General features: G+C 60.4%; 18 protein-coding genes and 1 tRNA gene. 13 read left to right on the top strand and 6 right to left on the bottom strand.

The genetic code is table 11. From position 1 onward, the window contains the following. Nucleotide 1: 1 nt before the first annotated feature. From BVG79_RS00820 to BVG79_RS00830, 3 genes are all read left to right on the top strand, one after another. Nucleotides 2-979, top strand: a complete 978-nt coding sequence (locus BVG79_RS00820) for a zinc-binding dehydrogenase (RefSeq protein WP_085785228.1) — start codon at nucleotides 2-4, stop codon at nucleotides 977-979. Between the two features lie 323 nt (nucleotides 980-1,302). Beyond that, on the top strand, nucleotides 1,303-2,577 hold the full coding sequence (locus tag BVG79_RS00825; protein WP_085785229.1) for a tyrosine-type recombinase/integrase: 1,275 nt from the start codon (nucleotides 1,303-1,305) through the stop codon (nucleotides 2,575-2,577). A 505-nt stretch (nucleotides 2,578-3,082) separates the two neighbouring features. Continuing rightward, on the top strand, nucleotides 3,083-3,664 hold the full coding sequence (locus BVG79_RS00830) for a hypothetical protein (protein WP_157115593.1): 582 nt from the start codon (nucleotides 3,083-3,085) through the stop codon (nucleotides 3,662-3,664). Between the two features lie 117 nt (nucleotides 3,665-3,781). Here BVG79_RS00830 and BVG79_RS00835 read toward each other — a convergent pair whose 3' ends face one another. Beyond that, nucleotides 3,782-5,170, bottom strand: coding sequence for a PepSY-associated TM helix domain-containing protein (locus BVG79_RS00835; protein WP_085785231.1), 1,389 nt, complete (start codon nucleotides 5,168-5,170; stop codon nucleotides 3,782-3,784). A gap of 35 nt (nucleotides 5,171-5,205) precedes the next feature. Next, entirely contained in the window at nucleotides 5,206-5,610 is a 405-nt protein-coding gene (locus BVG79_RS00840) for a DUF2946 family protein (RefSeq protein WP_085785232.1), read from the bottom strand. 135 nt (nucleotides 5,611-5,745) lie between these two features. On the opposite strand from BVG79_RS00840, the gene BVG79_RS00845 reads away from it, so the two are divergent. Next, the gene (locus tag BVG79_RS00845; RefSeq protein WP_085785233.1) at nucleotides 5,746-6,294 is read left to right on the top strand and encodes a GNAT family N-acetyltransferase; all 549 of its coding nucleotides are present in this window, start codon (nucleotides 5,746-5,748) and stop codon (nucleotides 6,292-6,294) included. A gap of 29 nt (nucleotides 6,295-6,323) precedes the next feature. Here BVG79_RS00845 and BVG79_RS00850 read toward each other — a convergent pair whose 3' ends face one another. Next, nucleotides 6,324-6,572, bottom strand: a complete 249-nt coding sequence (locus BVG79_RS00850; protein ID WP_085785234.1) for a helix-turn-helix transcriptional regulator — start codon at nucleotides 6,570-6,572, stop codon at nucleotides 6,324-6,326. An 89-nt stretch (nucleotides 6,573-6,661) separates the two neighbouring features. On the opposite strand from BVG79_RS00850, the gene BVG79_RS00855 reads away from it, so the two are divergent. The 7 genes from BVG79_RS00855 to BVG79_RS00885 all read left to right on the top strand — a co-directional run bounded on the left by BVG79_RS00855 (nucleotide 6,662) and on the right by BVG79_RS00885 (nucleotide 11,320). Beyond that, nucleotides 6,662-7,102, top strand: coding sequence for a hypothetical protein (locus BVG79_RS00855; protein WP_085785235.1), 441 nt, complete (start codon nucleotides 6,662-6,664; stop codon nucleotides 7,100-7,102). A gap of 14 nt (nucleotides 7,103-7,116) precedes the next feature. Next, nucleotides 7,117-7,503, top strand: coding sequence for a hypothetical protein (locus BVG79_RS00860; RefSeq protein ID WP_157115594.1), 387 nt, complete (start codon nucleotides 7,117-7,119; stop codon nucleotides 7,501-7,503). Between the two features lie 147 nt (nucleotides 7,504-7,650). Continuing rightward, the gene (locus BVG79_RS00865) at nucleotides 7,651-7,878 is read left to right on the top strand and encodes a helix-turn-helix transcriptional regulator (RefSeq protein ID WP_198167863.1); all 228 of its coding nucleotides are present in this window, start codon (nucleotides 7,651-7,653) and stop codon (nucleotides 7,876-7,878) included. A 1-nt stretch (nucleotide 7,879) separates the two neighbouring features. After that, nucleotides 7,880-8,278, top strand: a complete 399-nt coding sequence (locus BVG79_RS00870) for a hypothetical protein (protein WP_085785237.1) — start codon at nucleotides 7,880-7,882, stop codon at nucleotides 8,276-8,278. Nucleotides 8,279-8,337: 59 nt separating this feature from the next. Further along, complete coding sequence (locus BVG79_RS00875; protein WP_085785238.1) at nucleotides 8,338-8,556, top strand: hypothetical protein; 219 nt, start codon at nucleotides 8,338-8,340, stop codon at nucleotides 8,554-8,556. Further along, entirely contained in the window at nucleotides 8,553-9,452 is a 900-nt protein-coding gene (locus BVG79_RS00880) for a DUF7146 domain-containing protein (protein ID WP_085785239.1), read from the top strand. Before BVG79_RS00875 ends, BVG79_RS00880 begins: the two co-directional genes overlap by 4 nt. Continuing rightward, nucleotides 9,449-11,320 (top strand): DUF927 domain-containing protein, encoded by a 1,872-nt coding sequence (locus tag BVG79_RS00885; protein ID WP_085785240.1) that lies wholly within the window; start codon nucleotides 9,449-9,451, stop codon nucleotides 11,318-11,320. Before BVG79_RS00880 ends, BVG79_RS00885 begins: the two co-directional genes overlap by 4 nt. A gap of 1,353 nt (nucleotides 11,321-12,673) precedes the next feature. On the opposite strand, the gene BVG79_RS00895 is transcribed toward BVG79_RS00885, so the two are convergent. Next, nucleotides 12,674-12,749, bottom strand: a tRNA-Lys gene (locus BVG79_RS00895). 98 nt (nucleotides 12,750-12,847) lie between these two features. Here BVG79_RS00895 and dapF point away from each other — a divergent pair. Further along, complete coding sequence (dapF, locus tag BVG79_RS00900; protein ID WP_085785242.1) at nucleotides 12,848-13,705, top strand: diaminopimelate epimerase; 858 nt, start codon at nucleotides 12,848-12,850, stop codon at nucleotides 13,703-13,705. Then, nucleotides 13,705-14,973: a tRNA (N(6)-L-threonylcarbamoyladenosine(37)-C(2))-methylthiotransferase MtaB gene (gene mtaB, locus BVG79_RS00905; protein ID WP_085785243.1), complete on the top strand. Its 1,269-nt coding sequence runs from the start codon at nucleotides 13,705-13,707 to the stop codon at nucleotides 14,971-14,973. The genes dapF and mtaB overlap by 1 nt, the downstream gene beginning before the upstream one ends. Here the strand turns inward: mtaB and BVG79_RS00910 are convergent, their stop codons facing one another. Beyond that, nucleotides 14,974-16,158, bottom strand: coding sequence for an MFS transporter (locus tag BVG79_RS00910; protein WP_085785244.1), 1,185 nt, complete (start codon nucleotides 16,156-16,158; stop codon nucleotides 14,974-14,976). It abuts the gene before it with no gap. 118 nt (nucleotides 16,159-16,276) lie between these two features. Then, nucleotides 16,277-18,208 (bottom strand): 1-deoxy-D-xylulose-5-phosphate synthase, encoded by a 1,932-nt coding sequence (gene dxs, locus BVG79_RS00915; protein WP_085785245.1) that lies wholly within the window; start codon nucleotides 18,206-18,208, stop codon nucleotides 16,277-16,279. Nucleotides 18,209-18,245: the final 37 nt, after the last annotated feature.

Below are 18,245 nucleotides of genomic sequence, written 5' to 3' on the forward strand. Positions count from 1 at the left end.
CATGAAATGCGCGATTCACGCCACATTCGGCGCCCCTGTCGATGTTATGACACTGGGTGACAGCCCGCTGCCCGAACCCGCTGCAGGGCAGGTGCGGATCAAGACGATCCTCAGCCCCATTCACAACCACGATTTGTGGACGGTGCGCGGCAACTATGGCTACAAGCCGACCCTGCCCGCCATCGGCGGCACCGAGGCGGTCGGCCTTGTCGATGCGCTGGGCGAGGGTGTCAGCGGCGTGAGTGTCGGTCAGCGCGTGGCGGTGGCCTCGGTTCACGGCACATGGGCGGAATACTTTATTGCACCTGCCGCTGGACTGATCCCCGTGCCCGAGGCGATTCCCGACGAAGTTGCGGCCCAGCTGATCGCCATGCCCTTCAGCGCGATCAGCTTGCTTGAGCAGCTGAATGTCAACGCTGGCGACTGGATCATCCAGAACACAGCGAACGGCGCAGTCGGCAAGGCGCTGGCCATGCTGGCCACCGCGCGCGGGGTGAATGTTATCAACTTGGTCCGCCGCGCTGACGCTATTGACGAGTTGGCCGCGCTAGGCATCGGCAATGCGATCTCGACCGATGCAGAAGGCTGGAAAGACGCCGTGCGGGCGCTGGTGGGTGATGCATCGCTGCGCGCAGCCGTTGATTCGGTCGGCGGCACTGCCAGTGGCGATTTGATGAACCTGCTGGGCGTCGGCGGCACGCTGTTTGTCTTTGGCACCATGACCAACGGCCCGATGCAAATCTCGACCGGCGACGTGATTTTCAAACAAGCCACCGTTCGCGGCTTCTGGGGTGCGGTTGTCAGCGCCGAAATGGCCCCCGAAAAACGCCGAGAATTGTTCACAGAGCTGCTGCGCGCGGTTGCAACCGGCGGTGTCGTTCTGCCTGTTGGCGGCATCTTTGGGTTGGAAGGCATGACCGACGCCATGCGCGCCGCCGAGGCTGCCGGTAAAACCGGTAAAATCCTGCTACGCCCCTAATGCAAGCGGCCCCGTCTTGGGCGGGGCCGAACGCTTCCTTGCTGGGATTTGACAAAAGAATAAGGGCCTAGTCATTTCTGACTAAGCCCTTGAATTCTTTGGTGATCCGGCGGGACGAACCTAGGACCTAGTGATTAAAAGTCTCATGGTCCGTAGTTTTCCACTAGTTGCACTGAATTGCGCCAATCTTATTTTTCCAATGAAATTAAGGTGTTTATGCGGTTCTTTACTTTCACCTAGATGCACTGAATTGCGTTTTCGGTGGTAGCCCCGTGGTAGCCCGTGGTAGCCCCGTGGTAGCCAGCGCGAAAAAGGGGTAGGATATGGCGGACGCAATCAAGATCACTAAGCGGGCTGTTGATGCACTGAAGGCGAAAGGCGCGCGCTATACGGTTTGGGATACCGAACTAGCAGGGTTCGGCCTGCGCGTCGGTGCGAGTGGTAGCAAGTCCTATGTGCTCAAATATCGCGTTGGTGGTGGGCGTGCTGCGCGCGTGCGCTGGGGGGTGATTGGCCAGCACGGCGCACTGACCCCCGATCAAGCCCGAGAGATCGCCCAGCGCTGGGCGTCTGATGTGGCCGCTGGCGGCGATCCTGCTGGGGATCGTTTGGAAAAGCGTAAAAGCCCGACCGTTGCTGAATTGCTGGCCGAGTATCAGGCCAGCCATGTGGAGGCTAAGAACAAGGGCAGCACTGCAAGGAATGTGGCGCTTCTGATTAACGGGCTGATCCTTCCTGCGCTGGGCCGTCTCAAAGTGGCCGATGTTACAACGGCTGATGTGGCGCGCTTTCATTCGGCTAATGCGAAAACCCCATATCAGGCGAACCGCGCCCGCTCTGTCTTGGCAAAGGCATTTGGGCTGGCTGAAACGTGGGGATACCGCGAACGAAACAGCAATCCCTGTGCCGATGTGGAAAAGTATCCAGAAAAGGCCCGTGATCGGTTCCTTTCCCCCGCCGAGTTCGCTGCGCTTGGTGATGTGCTGGCGCGTGCCGAGGCAGGTGAACGGTTGCCCTTTGAAAAGGCGGGTAAGGTTCGGATGGTTGCCATTAGCCAGTCAGCGATTGCTGCTGTTCGCCTCATGATTTTCACGGGTGCCCGCGCCTACAGTGAGATTTTAAGCCTGCGCTGGGAATGGATCGACTGGCACGCAGGCCGTGCAAACCTGCCTGACAGCAAGACAGGGAAAAAACCTCTCATGCTTCCACCGGCTGCCCTTGAAGTGCTGCGTGGCTTGGACATGCCGCAAGACGGGCGTGGCTTCGTCATACGGGGTGGAAATTACACCGATCCAGAGACGCCACTAGTTAATTTGAAAGACCCTTGGAACGCGATCCGCATGGCTGCTGGCCTGCCGGATGTGCGCCCCCATGACCTGCGCCATTCGTTTGCCTCTGTGATGGTAGCCGGTGGCGCTTCGCTGCCCCTTATTGGGGCCTTGCTTGGACATAGTGATGTGCGGACCACGGCCCGCTATGCGCACCTTGCCACCGACCCGCTGAAGGCTGCCGCCGATCACGTTGGCGGGGTTCTCGCCTCGCACCTGAAAGGCCCTGATGGCGGCGCTGAAATTGTGCCGCTGCACCGCAAGGGATAGCTGCCCAGCGCTGGGCATGTTTCCTATATTTTGTGTGTCTGTTTTCCTGTTTCTCTTTCTGACTGTATCCAAAAACTCTGTTACCTTGTTACCTCGGGCAAAAATGTCAGATAACATACTGATATTTATAAAATAAATAGGTAACGAAATTTCTGTTACCTCGGTAACAAAAAGTCTGTTTTTGTTACCTGTTACCGTCCAACGCGCGCCTAAGTGCAAGTAAATGCAAGGGTGCGCAATGCGGCACCTTGGTGGGTTTGTGTCAAAAACACCTTCAAAACAGGTCAAGTTCGCCAGTTTTTCGTCAAACTTCAAACACAACATATAGTGGCCCTGCCTTTATATGCGCTCTTGTGTATTGCTGCCGTAGTGGGCTAGTTTGCCGTTTGTTCTATTCACGGATAACGTCATATTTACGCGGCTAGGGAGACCCCCGAAAACAGGTATTCGCACCTTGCTGCCGCACTTCTTGCTTGTGCGAATTCCCATGCGAAAGGGGGCCGGAATGGCGAAAGACGAATGTGAGAATAACGAAGGAATAGGCGGCGTGATGGAACGCGCACGTCTTAGATGGAACAAGAACGAAGGGGTGGCGGGCGTGTTCCAACGCATGCAACTTGCGCGCAGTCCTTTCGATTTGAACCCTGAAATTTTCGCTGGATTTCGAAAGATTATGGCGGACGCTCTTGAGGCAGTAAGGGCAATGATGCAGCGTCTGACGCAGCAATTGAAAGGTTGCGTTCCCAACTGGCTGCAAAAAGCAAAGCCCCGCCGTGGCCGTCCTGTCGGAACCAGCTATGACGATGCCCGCGCGCCGTTCTTGGCCGAGGCGATTGCGCTGATAAAAAACAAGGTGGCGAAGGGGGCTTATGCTGCCGCGCGTATGATTGTCGAAGCTGTGGGCTGGGCGCTAACCTTGACCGATGCGATTGCGCTTGGAAAAGTGCCTGGTGCTTCTTGCAAGGCAGCGGAAGATGCACTTGCGCGATACATCGTGGCCCATATCAAGAAAATAAATGCCGATCAGGAACGCGCGAATGCCCAGCGCGTCCGGTGTTCTGCCGCTAAAGCGCTGATAGCCACTTGATGCAACGGCTGCGCCTCACATGGCGTGGGTGGCGTGGTATCAGGTTGCATAAGCGATTTTGTTAGCTGAGCGTCAGTCATGTGGCACCGGCCCAGATTGAGCCGGTGCCTTCCTTGGCTATATGCGTGCGGGTTTCGCCCTAACCGCCTGCCAGATCATATCCAGCACGATCATCCCCAACAGGGTTATGCCCGTTAGGGGGAACAGCACTCCGCCGATCCCCAGAATGACGAATAGCCCGATAAAGACCTTGCGGTCTGATGGTAAGGGCGGGACGCCGAGGCTGCCCGAGGGGCGGCGCTTCCACCACATCACGGCGGCAGACACCGCCAGCAGCACGATGCCGACACAGACGGCTAACAGCAGCAACTGGTTCAATAGGCCAAAGGTCTGGCCCATATGCGTGTTGATCCCGAACTCTAGCCATTTGCCCAAGGGGCCATAGTCGGCATAGCTCATATCCAGCAGCGCATCGCCCGTGTATTGGTCGAGGTGCACGACGCGTTGCTGGCTAAGGTCATCGGGATAGACAGACCCCGAATAGACGCCAGATGACCCATTGGGTAGGGCCACGGCATAGCCGCGATGCAGCGCCATTTCGTCGAAAATCTGCGTCGCAATGTCGATGCCGATAGTGGGCATTTCCATCATGGGCGGCACCGACTCGGGGATCTGCGCTTGTTCCAGTGACCAAGAGGTCTTGGCGATATGGTCAAGGTGATCTTCGGACATAGGCACGTTGATGCGCAGGCCGTTGGGATAGCCGTAATTGCTGCCATTGGCCCATTCGTTCACCTTGGCCCCCCAGACGGATGACCACGGCATCCCTGTCAGCGCAAGGAACACGATAAAGAACCCGATGATGATGCCCGTTACCGCATGGGTGTCGCGCCAGAATACACGGCGCTTGGGTTCGCCGCGCACGGTGATGACGCCCCCTTTCTGCCCGCGCATCGCCCCACGCGGCCACCATAGATAGACGCCCGTCAACACCATGAGGATCGCAAACCCGCCCACGATTTCGATGATCTTGCGCGGGTTCGGGCCGAAATAGCGGAACGAATGCAGATAGCGCACTGTCCACGCAAAGGTGCTGCGATCCGGTCGAACCTCTAGCACCTCGCCGGTGTATTGGTTGACATAGACGGCCATGTTGCTGCCGGTTTCGGGCTTGATTGTCACCTCGGTCGATTGAGTGTCGCTGATGGGGTCAGTGAATTTGACCGCTGTGCCCGCCTGCGCGCCCAGCGCGGCGTCGATGATCTGGGACGGGGAAAGGCGCTGTCCCTCAATCGGAGTGACCTGCATGAAGTTCGCGTGGACGATATTGTCCACATCTTCGCGGAACAGGTAGATCGCACCGGTTACGGCCAGCGTGATCATAAAGGGCAGGATGATCAGCCCCGCATAAAAGTGCCAGCGCCATACAGCGCGGTAGAGATTGGCGGCCTTTGCGCGGCGCGCAGCAGCCTGCGGGGACGTGTCCCCGTTGGTTACGGTTGTCATAATGGTATCCGTCTAAAGGTTTCAGATGAAAGGCTTTAGGCGGTTGCAGGTGGCCCCGTGGACGGCGGCAGGCCGGTCGATGCGGCCGCGCTGAGGGTGGTTGAGGCGATGAAATGCGCCTGCGTGGGCGCAGGTTTGCGGGGCAGACTGATCTGCACAGTTTCAGGCGCGTCGAATGGCGCTTGGGCCGCCGCCCAATAGCAGTGCGCCTGATCGGATGACGTGCCATCGTCGGCGCTATCGTCAATCGGCTGCATGGTAACGGGGTCAAAGGCCATTTCGACCATCCCGCCCCCGCCGGTGCAGATCACTAGAATGATCGCGCCATTCGCCGCGCGCGCGGGCATCACCCCAGAGGCCACCAGAGACACCGCCGCAAAGGGCAGCAGCATGGCCCAAAGCGCAATCAAGCGCAGGTAATGCAGCGGCGTTCGTCTCATGCGCTGGGCACTAGACCAATGCGGTCTGATCGGCAACTATGTTTGTGGGGTGGTGAAGTTGTGAGGGTCCGCTATGCGGGCGAAGCGGTCATTGCCAGTTCTTGCCGTGCGCAATGCAAATGATAGGGTAAAACGATGAATGATCCTTACCGCCTGCCTGAACATTTCGAGACAGCCCGCTTCCGCCTTCGCCGTGTAAATGTCGATGACGCGCAGAGTATCTTCGATAGCTACGCCACTGATGCGGATGTTACCCGTTATCTGAGCTGGACGCCGCACCATAGCGTGACGGACACGGTCACCTTTTTGGAATTTGCGGCGTTGGAATGGGATCAAGGAAAAGGTTTCCCCTTGGTTGCATTCGATCTCCAGAAACCTGCAGAAATATTGGGGATGTTTTATCCTCAGCTAAGCGGTCATCGGGTGAGTTACGGTTACGTCTTGCGATCTTCCGCTTGGGGCAAAGGTTGCGCATCCGAGGTAATGCATTGGCTCGTGGACCATGCTCTATCACATCCCAGCATTTACAGGGCAGAAGCATTCTGTGACGTGGAGAATCCAGCCTCTGCCCGCGTCATGGAGAAAGCAGGCATGGAGCGTGAGGGCATCCTTAGGCGCTATTTCACGCACCCTAACATTTCCGAATCTCCTCGCGATTGCATCATCTACTCCAAGGTCCGCTAAGGGCTCTTTTCGTCTGGGGTCGTAAGCCGCTAGTCAGCCTCGCCCCCTCGCAGGGCCACCCCTGCGCCTGATGCGGCTTCGCCGCTTTCGAGGAAATCCACACCTGCGGTTTCGAGCGCTGCTTTAATTGCGCCGAGATTGTTGGCGTTAGGTGCGCGCTGCCCTTTCTCGAAAGATACAATCGTATTTCGCGACACATTTGCGGCTCTCGCAAGGCTGGCCTGATCCATTTCTACAAGCGCCCGTGCTGCGCGGCATTGTGCGGGTGTAATTGGCATGAAGACCAACCTTGTGCTTTATGTTTGACATAATGCCCTGAATTGGGCATTTTGCACAACATAACACTAAGCGCCTGATTGGAGCAACAATGCCGAACCCCCATATTCCGGCAGCCGCTACCGGCTTGCCTATCGAAACCCTGTCCCGTCGCGCGCTGGTCGCGGGGCTGCCTGCTTTGGTGATGGCCGCACTGCCTGCGGCGCTGGATGCCGCGCCTGCGCCCGATCCTATGGTTGCGCTAGTCGCCCGCTGGGGTCGCGCACGGGCGCACTGGCGCGCCGCTGCGGCAGCAGATTTAGACGGCAACTTTGAAACCCGTGCCTGCAAATTCTGGGAACGGCAGGAATACGCAATCCAAGCGCTGATCGAGGCCACCCCCATTCGGACGGTCGAGGGCCTTGGGGCGCTCTGTCACTTCCTTTTCGCGGGCAACAACAATTTCGAGAATGACCCGTGGCCGGACGTGCCGCGCTGGGCGCTGGTCAAGGTGCGCGCGTGGGCTGCCAGCCAGATCGGGGGCGCAGCATGAACCGGCGCGAATTGATGCTTTCAGTCCCCGCTGTAGCGCTGGGGGCGATCCTACCCGCGCAAGGGGACGCGGCGGGCGCTGCACCGCATGAGGCGTGTCAGGTGCTGCAATCGGAAACGCCGGTTGGACGTGCATTCTTGGGCTGGTCGAACCTGCGCGATCAGATCAACAGCCCCGCGTTCAGCGGCGTATCAGAGGCGGGCTTTAACCTGATCGTGTCACGGTTAGATGCGGACGCCACCGAACTGCTGGCAATCCCTTGCCAGACCCCGCGCGATTTTATCCTGAAGGTGATTGCCGTCACCGATTGGGGCGGGGTGGCGCTGCCTGATGAAACCCGCGCACCGGAACTGTGGGCCGAAGCGCGGGCTTTGGTGAACTGGGCGTATAGAATTATATAGATTTTTCAACTGGATATGCGGTGCGTAATTATTCCCGATTGTGCGCCATTTATTCCCGAAAGACATGTGGCCCCCCGAAACTCATTTTTGGACTGATGCAACTGCCTGAATGCTTTGGGCAGCCATTTGATAAAATGAGGTGACTAAATGCCTATCCCCTATACGACCGACAAACTTCCCTCCGAACTGATGCTGAACCGCGATGAGGTCCACGCACATTTCGGCCTCTCGCGCCGCTTCCTCGAAATCGCCGCCGTGCGCGGTGATGGCCCCGCGATGGTCAAGATTGGCCGTTCGGTGCGCTACCGCGTGGCCGATGTGCGAGAGTGGATCGAGGCCCGCCGCGTCCTGTCTACCTCGCAAAAGGTGGCCTAACATGATCACGGATAAGAAACTGACGTGCCGCCTGCTGATGGCCTTTGCACAAGAGGCCGAAGAACTGGGACTGTTTGCCTCCGAGGCGCTGGACGCGGCCTTGCTGCGCGGCGGTGGGGCGCTGGGCGAGGATGACGCGCCGACCTACGCGCGGGATATAGGGCTGGCTATCGGTGGCGCTGCCAGTGGCCTCGCAGCGCGTATGCGTTTTGAACTGTTGGCCCCCGCTGATGATGTGACCCCGCACAAAGGCGTGCTGACCCGCGAAATCGCAAGCCTTGTGGCAGAGGCCGAGCGCCTCGGGCAATTCGCGGTTGCCTCCCTCTACGATGATCTGCTGCGCGCCAATGAGGCCGAGGGCTACGCAGAAACGGCTTCCTACGCCCAAGCGATCGGCTGAGCGGCGCAAGGCATGTTGAAGCACCTTGCGGCCCGCCTGCGCTTGCTGGGTGCGCTGTAGTGGAAGGCTGGGATGGCAAGAGCGTGAAAGCCCACGTTGAACTGGTGCGTTCCGAAGCGTGGCAAGCCAGTTCAGATATTTTCGACCTGCAATGCACACAAGACGAACACCGCGCCGAGATCGACGCGCTTGAAACCGAAGTGGACGCGCTGAAGCGCGAACTGTGGGCGCTGCAACAGATTGTTGCGGCCCTCACTGCAAAAGGAAATCAAACATGACTGAAGCCGAACGTGTCACGCGGGCACTGAATGGCGAATGGCGGGGCAACAACGGCCTTGCGCCGTGCCCGATTTGCCAACCTGAAGGGCGGCGCGATCAGCGGGCCTTGTCTCTGTCGGATAGCGCGGGGCGCTTGCTGTGCCACTGCCACAAGAGCGGCTGCGCCGTCCTGTCGGAATTGCAGGTGCGCGGCCTGATTGATGGCAAAGGCGCGCCGAGCGCCCCGCCTGATCCCGCTGCCGAGGCCCGCCGCCGTGCAGAGGAAAAGCGCCGCGATGCCCGCCGCCGTGAAAGCGCCCGCACTCTGTTCGCTGAGGGCGTGTCTTGCTTTCTGACGCCCGCGCAAACCTATCTGGAAAGCCGTGGGCTGACCGGCATGCACTTCAATCGGCTGCGGTCCACGCTGCGCTATCACCCCAGCGTCTTGCATAGCCCCAGCGGCCTCCACCTGCCTGCCATGCTGGCGCAAATCCGTGGCCCGAAGGGCGAGGCGCTAGGCATCCACCGCACGTTCTTGAAGCCGGACGGCAGCGGCAAGGCTGATGTGGAACCGGCCAAGATGATGCTGGGGCCGTCCTCGGGCGGCGCGGTGCGTTTTGGCCCCGATAACCGCGTGATCGCGCTGGCCGAAGGGATTGAAACCGCCCTGTCTGTCTCTCGTTCTTCGCGGATGACCGTTTGGGCCACCTTGTCCACTTCGGGCCTCAAAGGCTTGATCCTGCCGCCCGCGCCTGTCGCTGAGGTGGTTATCATCGCTGCCGATCACGATGATGCCGGATTGAGCGCCGCTGAGATCGTGGCGGGCCGTCTGGAAGCCGAAGGGCGCGCGGTGTCGATCATCCACCCCCAGAAACAAGGCACGGACTTTAACGACCTGCTGCGCGGTGACGCATGAGCGGTGAGGATGTAATCAAGGCCCAAGTGGCTAAGGCTACGGCAGAGGCCGAAGCCAAAAAGACCGGCGCTGCGCAGGACGGGAAGGCCCAGCGCGCCAAGCGGAAACCCCACTTCCCGTTCAAGGTAGAAGCTGGTCAGACGTGGAAAGAGGTGGAAACGGAAGCACCGGACGGCACCCTTAAAAAGGGCTGGCAGGCGTTCGGGTCTGAACTGAATGTCTTGGCGCTGTCCCGTAGCGCCGATGGCGAGGATTGGGGCCTTCAGGTTGAAGTGATCGACCGTGACGGCGCGGCCCATATCTGGGCGATGCCGCAATCGCTGCATGCAGGGTCGGGCGATGCGATCATTGGCGAACTGCTGCGCTTGGGCTGGAAGCCCTTCACCACGATTGGCCGCAAGTGGCGCGACTACCTGCGCGAATACCTGATGGGGGCCGAACCGGAAAAGCGGGTGCGCTGTGTCCCCAAGATCGGCTGGCATGGTGAAGTGTTCGTGTTCCCTGATGAGGCGATCAGCGGTGCCGATGAGGGCGAGGCGGTGATCTTGCAGGCGGGCGAGCGGATTGAACATGCCCTGAATGTCTCGGGCGATCTGGCCGCGTGGCAGGCCGAGGTTGCTGCGAATGTCGTGGGCAATTCGCGTTTGCTTCTGGCAACCTCTGCCGCTTTCGCTGCCTCCCTCTTGGCGCTGACGGGCGAGGATGGCGGCGGCTTCCACTTTCGCGGTGCGTCGTCCTCGGGCAAATCGACCGCGCTGGCCGTGGCTGGTTCGGTCTGGGGCGGTGGCGGCACGCGCGGCTATATCCAGTCTTGGCGCGCCACGGATAACGGTCTGGAAGCCCTGTCCGCCATGCACAATGATAGTTGCCTCTGTCTGGATGAGTTGAGCCAGATCGACAGCAAGGCGGCGGGTGCTGCGGCCTATATGCTGGGCAACGGTGTTGGCAAGGCCCGCGCTGGGCGCGAGGGACAGGCGCGCAAGGCACATGAATGGCGGCTGATCTTTCTCTCTAACGGTGAAGTGGGCCTCTCGGATAAGATCAAGGAAAGCGGGGGCCGGATTGCGGCGGGTATGGAAGTGCGGGTGATCGACCTGCGCGCCGATGCAGGCGCGGGCATGGGCTTGTTTGAGGACACCCACGGCGCTGCCGATCCCGCGCAATTCTCGCAACGCCTGAAGGGCGCGGCCAGCCGTCACTACGGCATCGCTGCACGGACGTTCATTCGCCGCGTGGCGGCTGATCTGCCTGCCGTGCGGGATACGGTGGCCGGTGCGCGCAAGGGGTTTCTGGCGGGCGCGCTGCCTGCGGGGGCCGATGGTCAGGTGCGGCGCGTGGCAGATCGTTTTGCTCTGGTGGCCGCTGCTGGCGAACTGGCGACTGTCATGGGCGTAACCGGTTGGCCCGTTGGGGCCGCTGCCGATGCGGCCATGCGGTGCTTCAAGGATTGGCTGATCGAGCGCGGCGGCATTGGGGCCAGCGAAGTGACCGACGCCAAGGCGCGCATCCGGCGGGAAATCGAAATCAACGGCCATTCCCGCTTTCTGCCGTGGTATCCCGACCCGCGCACGGTGATCCGCACCAACGCGCTGGGCTATGTCCGGCGCAGTGATAATGACCAACCCGACGCCGCGCCGATTTACTATCTGCACAAGTCCGGCGTGGATGAGGTGTTGGCCGGTCTGGATCGCAAGTCGGTGCTGGAAGGGCTGGCCGATGAGGGGGTTATCATTCGGCATGAGGTCACGGAAAAGGGTGCAAAGGTGCTGGCCCCGTCCAAGCCCTTCAAGGTGCCCAGCGAAAAGACGGTGGTGCGCCTCTACCAGATCGACCTAGAGGCGCTGATGAGCGGGGCGGCACATGGCTGATGGGAAACCTGATTGGGCGGGTCGCATGTGGCAGGGCTTCGGCCCAGCCCCCAGCGCCGGAGATGAGGACAAGGCAACGCAAGCCGATCTGAAGGGATATGATCTTGCCGCCGATCTAGAGGCCGAACGGGCTGCAATCATGGAATATGATGGGGGCTTGTCCCGTAGACTGGCAGAGAGGAAAGCGCGGCAGGATATAAGGGGGCCTTAGCCTGTTCCCCCGCGCCCCAGCATGGGCGCATATCCGTCGCGTTTTTGGGGGCCTATCCGGCGGGCGATCCGGCAGCGCAGCTTGCGGCCACGAACAAGATTGATGAGGGGCGGCGCTTGGGTGCCGCCCTTCCGCTTTGGGCAGATGATGCAGCGCCCCGCGCGGCGGCGTGGGCTTGTGTGACGGGTTAAGATGCAGGTGGCGGCCTGTTGGGTTAGCGCTGGCGCAGATCGAGGCAGACGGGGGGGCGCTTTAGAAATTATGCGCAGCCCTGCGGGACCGGCGGGGGGAGCTTCCTTTTTGCACGGACTGAATTTAGAAAAAAAGACCACTTATCAGATAGTTATGCCTGTAAAAATCAGCGTGGGTCCTTCCTAGGGTTCGCCTGCATGCGGGTAATTCGCGCCCCGCTCGGGGCGTTTTCTGCTGAATTTTTCCATGAAAAGAAGGGGTTGGTGTTGTTGTTCTATCCCCCAAGGGGGGGTACCTCAAAGTCTGCAACCTCGGCCAGCGCAGGCCCGCGTCCCCCTCATGTGGGGATTTTTTTCTCAAGGCGTTGGAATTTCGGGCGGGACGATCCGAAACGGGGCGCTTTTTGCGCGTATAGCCCCCCGAAAGCGGCCCAATTTGCGCGCCCAAAAGGGCCGGATTTGGGAGATTTTTGAGCCGCGACGGCCGCGAAAATCAAGAATGTCTATATTTATCAATGGCTTGACAGGTAACAGGCATTTCCATTTTTGTTACCTGTTTTGTTACCTGCTGGAAGGCATAAAATACATATAAAACAATATGTTATATATATAGGTAACAAGGTAACGGAGGTAACAGCGTTTTAGTAGAGACCGGCCAAAAATCTGAACGGCCTCTACTGTTGGCCGCGCCGCCACCTCTCGGCATTCCGCATGGCCGGTAGCCTTTGACTGGTTCGCCCAAGCTGCCCCAACTATTCACGGCAGAGACAGACCCCCAAAAAAATTCGACAAGAACCCCTTCCGCACCTCCACGGTGCGCGGTGTTGTTATTCTTCCCCGCGCGCCACCTCACACCGCCCAGCGCTGCGCGAAATTTGTTTTGGTGGTAGCCCCGTGGTAGCCAGTAAAGAATAAGGGCCTAGTCATTTCTGACTAAGCCCTTGAATTCTTTGGTGAGCCGGCTGGGGGTCGAACCCAGGACCTACTGATTAAAAGTCAGTTGCTCTACCAACTGAGCTACCGGCTCTCCGTGAAGGGGCTAATAGGGGGAGTGCGCGGGGGGGTCAACCCATGAAATGCGAAAGAATGCCGCCAGCACTGGATTCGCAACGTAAACTGGCATAGATGGGCGCCATGCAAAGCAGTTCAGACCCCCGCCGATCAGATTCCGGCCTGCCGTTCATGAAAATGCACGGGTTGGGCAACGATTTCGTCGTCATCGACGCACGCGACACTGGCGCGCGCGTAACGGCGCCGCTTGTTGCAGCCTTGGCTGATCGCCATCGCGGTGTCGGATTCGACCAGATGGCCGTGGTCGAATGTGGCGGCAACGCCGATTTGCATCTGACATTCTATAATGCCGATGGCAGCCTGTCCGCGGCCTGCGGCAACGCCACCCGCTGCATCGCCCGCTACGAGATGGACCGGACGGGTAAAACACAGCTGACTATTACCACGGATCGCGGTGTCTTGCAGGCTGTCGATGCCGGAAACGGGCTGACATCGGTTAATATGGGCCACCCGATGACCGAATGGGACGAGATCCCGCTGGCTGAAGAAATGGACACCCTTGCCCTGCCGCTGCCTGGGTCGCCCACGGCCACCAGCATGGGCAACCCGCATTGCACCTTTTTTGTTGATGATGTGATGGCGGTTGATCTAGCGGCCATCGGCCCGACCATTGAACACCACCCGTTGTTTCCGCAGCGCACCAATGTGCAATTCGCGCAGGTGATTGGCGAAGATCGCATCCGTATGCGGGTGTGGGAACGCGGCACGGGGATCACGCTGGCCTCGGGCTCGTCGTCGTGCGCGACGGCTGTGGCGGCTTACCGTCGCGGCCTGACGCGCAGCAAAGTTGAAATCGTGCTGGACGGCGGCAGCCTGATGGTAGAATGGCGCGATGACGGCGTCTGGATGACGGGCGCCACGATGCACGCCTTTGATGGCGTCTTGACGCAGCAGTTTCTGGATAATCTCTGATGGATCAGAACGCCCCGATTTTCGCGACACTCGGCTGTCGCCTGAACGCCTATGAAACCGAGGCGATGAAAGAACTGGCGGCCAGCGCGGGCGTATCGGATGCTGTCGTGGTGAACACCTGCGCCGTGACCGCCGAGGCCGTGCGCAAAGCCCGGCAAGAGATTCGCAAGCTGCGGCGCGAGCATCCGACGAAAAAGATCATCGTCACCGGATGCGCTGCCCAGACCGAGCCCGAGACCTTCACCAAGATGGATGAGGTCGATTTCGTCATCGGCAACACCGAAAAGATGCAGCCCGAGACGTGGCGCTCGATGGCACCCGACCTGATCGGCCTGACCGAGCCTGTGCAGGTTGACGACATTATGTCGGTCAAGGAAACCGCCGGTCACTTGATTGACGGCTTCGGTACGCGCGCCCGCGCCTATGTGCAGGTGCAAAACGGTTGCGACCACCGCTGCACGTTCTGCATTATTCCCTATGGTCGTGGCAATTCGCGTTCGGTGCCTGCGGGTGTCGTGGTCGATCAGATCAAACGTCTGGTCGATCGCGGCTATAACGAGGTGGTACTGACGGGCGTTGACCTGACATCGTGGGGGGCTGATCTGCCTGCGACGCCGCGCCTTGGCGATCTGGTCATGCGGATTTTGAAGCTGGTGCCCGATTTGCAGCGCCTGCGCATATCATCCATCGATTCGATCGAGGCGGATGACATGCTGATGCAGGCCATCGCGACCGAACCGCGCCTGATGCCGCATCTGCACCTGTCGCTGCAGGCGGGTGACAATATGATCCTGAAACGGATGAAGCGTCGCCACCTGCGCGATGACGCGATCAAATTCTGCGAGGAGGCGCGCCGTCTGCGCCCTGACATGACCTTTGGGGCCGATATTATCGCCGGTTTCCCGACCGAGACCGAGGAGATGTTCCTCAACTCGTTGAAACTGGTGCAAGAATGCGATCTGACATGGCTGCACGTTTTCCCCTATAGCCCGCGCAAGGGCACCCCTGCGGCGCGGATGCCTGCGGTTGATGGCAATGCGATTCGCGACCGTGCGGCGCGGCTGCGCGCAGCGGGTGATGCGCAAGTCGCGCGCCATTTGGCCGCCCAGCAGGGGCTGCAGCATCGTGTTTTGATGGAAAACGCCCGTATGGGCCGGACCGCGCAATTCACCGAGGTGCTTTTTGACGTCGATCAGCCCGAAGGTTTGATCGTCGATGCGCTTGTCACGGGGATTGCGGGCCATCAGTTGACGGCCCGCCCCCTGTAATCAGGCCTGATCGCGTTTCAGGTCCCAGATCATAATCGCGTAGAGCGCCATGCCGACGGCATAGAGCATCGCGGCGACATAGCCGGTGGACGGCAGGCCCCAGCCTGCCGACAGCGCCATGGCGGCAAAGAACGGCCCCAACGCGTTCGCCATGTTGAACGAGGCATGGTTCATCGCAGCGGCAAAGGTCTGTGCATCGCCCGCGACGTTCATCAGCCACGTTTGCATGACCGTCCCGAAGGATGAAAACGCGTTGATCAGGATGAGTACTGGAATGACCATCCAGATATGCGCGGTCGCGCTGGGGTAGATCAGCTGCAGCGCAAAGGACACGATCAGGATAACCCATCCCGTGGCAATCAGGCCGCGGTCGGCCAACCGCCCGATGATCAGCGTGCCGACCGTCATCCCCACACCCATCGCCATGAAAACAAAGGGGATGTAGTGCTCGGGCACTTTGGTGACTTCGACCAGGGTCGATGCGGCGTAGGTGTAGGTGGCGAAATACCCGCCAAAGCCGACCGCGCCGTTCAGCAGTGCCAGCAAAACCTTGCGGTTTTTCAGTGCCGACAATTCGCGCAGCGGGTTCGCGGCGGGGTTGCCCGCATCGCGGGGGGCCAGCAGCAGTATCAGGGTTGCGGTGGCGGTTGCCAAAATGGCGACCAGCGCAATACCCCAGCGCCATCCGATGGTTTGGCCCAGAAAACTCGCAAACGGTACGCCCAACAGCGTGGCAACCGTCAGGCCTGTCATCACCAGCGATACCGCGAATGTGCGCTTTTCATGCGGCACCAGTGATGCGGCCAGCAGCATCGCCACGCCGAAATACGCCCCATGCGGGAAGCCTGCAAAGAACCGCGCGATGATCATCAGCGGGTAGCTAGGCGCCAGCGCGGCCATCAGGTTGGCCAGAGCATAAAACGCCATTAACCCCACCAACAGCCACCGGCGCGACATCCGCGCCCCGAAAACAGCCAGCAGCGGGGCGCCGACGACAACCCCCAGCGCATAGGCGCTGATGGCGTGTGACGCATCGGCCTCGGTCACGCCGAAGGTGGCCGAGTAATAGGGCAGCAGGCTCATGGCGGCGAATTCTGCGGTGCCGATTGAAAATCCGCCCATCGCCAGGGCAAAGATGATGATACCGACCGGAACTTTGCGTCCGGCCACAATTGTAGCGCTCAAGGCGATCCTCTTGGGCAGTAGGGAGGGATAGGGCAGGTGCTATGACCTGACTTAGGCGGTTGATCCAGCAATCGCCCCCCCGCTGCAAGTGAAAATCGCCCGAGCGATCAATATTCGATCAGGCGCGGCGTTCCAGCAGCGCGACACCCAGTGCAGACAGTGCCATATCGGCTATATCTGCGGCATTCAGATGCGCGGTGTCGTACATGTCGCGGGGGCTGGACTGGTCGATGAACGTATCAGGCAAGACCATCGAGCGGAACCGCAGGCCGTTGTCGAAGACGCCCTCCATCGCCAATAGCTGCGCGACGTGGCTGCCAAAGCCGCCAATCGCGCCTTCTTCGATGGTGATTAGCGCCTCGTGCGTGGCGGCCAGTTGCAAGATCATGTCACGGTCAAGCGGTTTAGCAAAGCGGGCATCGGCGACAGTCGGGGCAATGCCGCGCGCCTCTAGCAGGTCTGCGGCGACCAGCGCTTCGGACAGGCGGGTGCCAAAGGACAGGATCGCGACCTTCGCGCCTGTTCGGACGATGCGGCCCTTGCCGATTTCCAGCGGCTGCGCATCGGCGGGAATATCGACCCCGACCCCTTCGCCGCGTGGAAAGCGGAATGCAATCGGGCCCTCGTCGTGATGGGCGGCGGTGGCGACCATGCGCACCAGCTCGGCCTCGTCAGCGGCGGCCATGACGACCATGCCCGGCAGGTTGGCCATAAAACCGATGTCGAACGCGCCTGCGTGGGTCGCGCCATCGGCACCCACCAGCCCGGCGCGGTCAATCGCAAATCGCACCGGCAGGCGCTGAATGGCCACATCATGCACGACCTGATCGTAGCCGCGCTGCAAGAATGTGGAATAAAGCGCACAAAACGGTTTCATGCCGCCCGCAGCAAGGCCTGCTGCAAACGTGACGGCGTGCTGTTCGGCAATGCCGACATCAAAGCAGCGGTCGGCGAAGCGCGACATGAATTTGTCCAGCCCCGTGCCATCGGGCATGGCGGCGGTGATCGCGACGATGCGGCTGTCTTTTTCGGCCTGCTGGATCAGCGCGTTGGCAAAGACAGATGTATAGCTGGGCGCGTTCGATTTGACCTTGGCCTGTTCCCCCGTCAGCACATCGAACTTGCCCACCCCGTGGCCTTTGTCGCGGGCGGCCTCGGCGGGGGCGTAGCCTTTGCCTTTTTGGGTGATCGCGTGGATCAGCACGGGGCCGGTTGCGCGGTCGTGCACGGTGCGCAGCACGGCCAGCAGCTGGTCCATGTCGTGACCATCGATGGGGCCGACATAGGAAAACCCCAGCTCTTCAAACAGCGTGCCGCCGACGGTCATGTGCTTGAGCATTTCCTTGGCGCGCTTGGCGCCTTCGCGCAGCGGTTCGGGCAGCAGGTTCACCGCGCCCTTGGCCGCCGCCTTCAATTCCTGAAACGGTGCCCCTGCATAAAGGCGCGAGAGGTAGCTGGAGAGCGCGCCGACCGGCGGGGCAATCGACATCTCGTTATCGTTCAGCACCACGAACAGGCGCTTTTTCAGCGCGCCGGCGTTGTTCATCGCCTCGAACGCCATGCCCGCGCTCATCGAGCCATCGCCGATGATGGCGACGGTGTCGCCAATCGCACCTTCGGGCGTGGCGCCGCCCAGATCGCGCGCGACGGCAAAGCCGAGTGCTGCGGAAATAGATGTCGAGCTATGGGCCGCGCCGAACGGATCGTAGGGCGATTCGCTGCGTTTGGTGAACCCTGACAGCCCATCTTTCTGGCGCAGCGTGCGGATACGGTCACGCCGCCCCGTCAAAATCTTGTGCGGATAGGATTGGTGGCTGACGTCCCAGATAATCTTGTCGCGCGGGGCGTCGAACACTGCGTGCAGGGCAACCGTCAGTTCGACCACGCCAAGGCCAGCCCCCAGATGCCCGCCCGTTTCGCTGACGGCCGAGATCGTCTCGGCCCGCAGTTCTGCCGCGACCTGCCGCAGTTGCGCATCCGACAGCGGTTTCAGGTCAACCGGGCTGTGGATTTGATCAAGAAGCGGGGTAGCGGGGCGTGTGTGCGTCATGGCCTGACCTGTAGCTGTGCCTGTCCGTGGCGTCTGG

This window comes from Ketogulonicigenium robustum, assembly GCF_002117445.1.
Lineage (GTDB): Bacteria > Pseudomonadota > Alphaproteobacteria > Rhodobacterales > Rhodobacteraceae > Ketogulonicigenium > Ketogulonicigenium robustum.